The organism is Corynebacterium sp., from assembly GCF_030535495.1.
Taxonomy (GTDB): Bacteria; Actinomycetota; Actinomycetes; order Mycobacteriales; family Mycobacteriaceae; genus Corynebacterium.
Genome location: NZ_JAUNRW010000183.1, coordinates 1 through 2,023 on the forward strand (window position 1 = coordinate 1; position 2,023 = coordinate 2,023).

At 68.7% G+C, this 2,023-nt stretch carries 3 protein-coding genes; all 3 read left to right on the top strand.

Going from position 1 to position 2,023, the window contains the following annotated elements:
• The first annotated feature begins 74 nt into the window (after positions 1-74).
• From Q4F73_RS12375 to Q4F73_RS12385, 3 genes are read left to right on the top strand one after another with little or no spacing between them, the layout of a single operon-like run.
• Positions 75-524, top strand: coding sequence for a thioesterase family protein (locus tag Q4F73_RS12375; RefSeq protein ID WP_303359643.1), 450 nt, complete (start codon positions 75-77; stop codon positions 522-524).
• Positions 521-1,144, top strand: coding sequence for a hypothetical protein (locus Q4F73_RS12380; protein ID WP_303359641.1), 624 nt, complete (start codon positions 521-523; stop codon positions 1,142-1,144). Before Q4F73_RS12375 ends, Q4F73_RS12380 begins: the two co-directional genes overlap by 4 nt.
• A gap of 25 nt (positions 1,145-1,169) precedes the next feature.
• Positions 1,170-1,973, top strand: coding sequence for a tryptophan-rich sensory protein (locus Q4F73_RS12385; RefSeq protein WP_303359642.1), 804 nt, complete (start codon positions 1,170-1,172; stop codon positions 1,971-1,973).
• The last annotated feature ends 50 nt before the right edge of the window (positions 1,974-2,023 follow it).

A 2,023-nucleotide genomic window follows, 5' to 3' on the forward strand; every position in this document is an offset into this window, starting at 1 on the left:
CGTATAGATTGGACGACGAGCATGACCGCGTTAACGCATGATCACGGAAAAGGAACCTCACCTGTATGTACGGCATGACTGCTGACCAGAACAACGCTCTTCACGTCACCACCGTCCCGGTGCGCTGGTCCGATTTCGACCGCTACGGCCACATCATGAACGCGAACTACGTGGAGGTCGCGCAGGAGGCCCGCCTGCAGTTCGCCGAGGATGAGTTCACCGCCCGTGGCCATGACTTCGCCGTCTTCGTGCGCCACCTCGACGTCGATTACCTGCGCCCGGTGATGCCGGACACCACCGAGCTGCTCATCGAGACGCAGGTCGTGGAGATCGGCAACACCTCCTTCACCACCCGCCAGGAGATCAAGGACCGCCAGGGTCGCATCGCCTGCATCGTCGAGTGCGTGCAGGTGGCCATCGACATGAACACCGAGCGCCCGCGGTCGATCACGGAGAAGGAGGTCAAGATCCTCACCCGCGCCGAGGATGTCGACCAGCTCGAGGCGGGCGACTCCGACAAGTGACCCCGGAATCCCTGCGGATTCTCGACGGCGCACCGGGTCTCCTCTCCCTCATCGGCCGCGCCAGCGGCCTCGATGCCTCCGCGTCCGTGCGTTTCCGCCAGCTCGACGGCTACGTCGACGTTTTCGTCACCACCCCGTTCCAGGTCGTCGCCTCCCGCCGCGTGGAGGGGGAGGTCTCCCGCGACGGGGCGGTCGTCTCCGCGGTCGAGCTTCTCGACGCCCTGCGCACATCCACCCCCACCATCGGCCCGCCCCGCGATCCGAACTGGCCCGGCGCGCTGCCCCCGGCCGCCGGTTTCCAGCTGCTCGACGAGGTTCCCGTCGATGTGGTGCGCGAGCTCTCCGATAAAGGCCAGGCCCTGGCGCGTCAGTTCTCCGGGCCGCTGGGCCCGCCGGCCAGCCTCCTCGATCAGACGGTGCTCACCGTCACCGGCGAGGCGGGCAGCGCCGAGATCCCCATGCGCATGATCTTCACGTGCACCTCCCTCGGCCTCATCCCGGGATTCGCCGCGCCCCTCGAGGTACCGCGTCATCTGCGCGTGTCCACCGTCGGTCGCTGGGTGCGTATCGACGCCCCCTTCGGCACCGTCTACCGCTCCACCTCGCTGTCGCTGTTCTGATTTTCCACTACAGTCGATGTATAACATGTCGACAATAAGTGAAGTTCCCCGCGACCAGCAGTCCACCCACAACCCCTGGCCCATGGCCGTGATCACCGTGCTCGGTGTCGCCGCCGCCATCGCCATGGCCTACCTCGGCAGCGGTGCCCTGGTCGGCGACCAGGTTTCCGAGGCCGCCGGGGGAGCCCTCTCCGCCGACGCCACCCCGCTGGCCCCGGCCAGTACCGCCTTTGGCATCTGGGCCGTCATCTACCTGGGCCTGGCCGCCTACGCCATCTGGCAGCTGACACCGACGGCGCGTGCCTCGCAGCGCCAACGCGCCCTGCGCCCCTGGGCGATCGCCTCCGCCGTGCTCAACGCCGTGTGGCTGTTCACCGTCCAGCTCGAGGCTCTGTGGCTGTCGGTCCTGGTCATCGTCGTCCTGCTGGCGGTGCTCATCCGCATTCTCTACATTCTCGGCCGCCCGCACAGCGGCGCCGTGGAGATGGTGCTCACCGACGGCACCTTCGGCCTCTACTTCGGTTGGGTCCTGGCCGCGACCTTCGCCAACACCTGGGCCACCTTCGCCGCCGAGGGCGTCACCGTCTTCGAGGAGATCCCGCTGGGCCTGGTCGGTGTCGTCGTGGCCGCCGCAGTTGCCGTCACGGCCGCCGTGCTCAACGGGGGACGCCTCGCCCCGGCCCTGGCCACCTCCTGGGGCCTGGCCTGGATCGCCGTGGCCCGTACCGAGGGCGAGTTCGCCGACACCACCCTCGTGTGGACGGCAGCCGCCGCCGCCGCGGTGGTCCTGGTGGCGGCGATCGGCCGCCGCGTCACCACCCGTTCCTAGAGCAGCAGCCAGCCGGCCAGAGCCGCGCCGAGAGCAATCGACCACGGGGG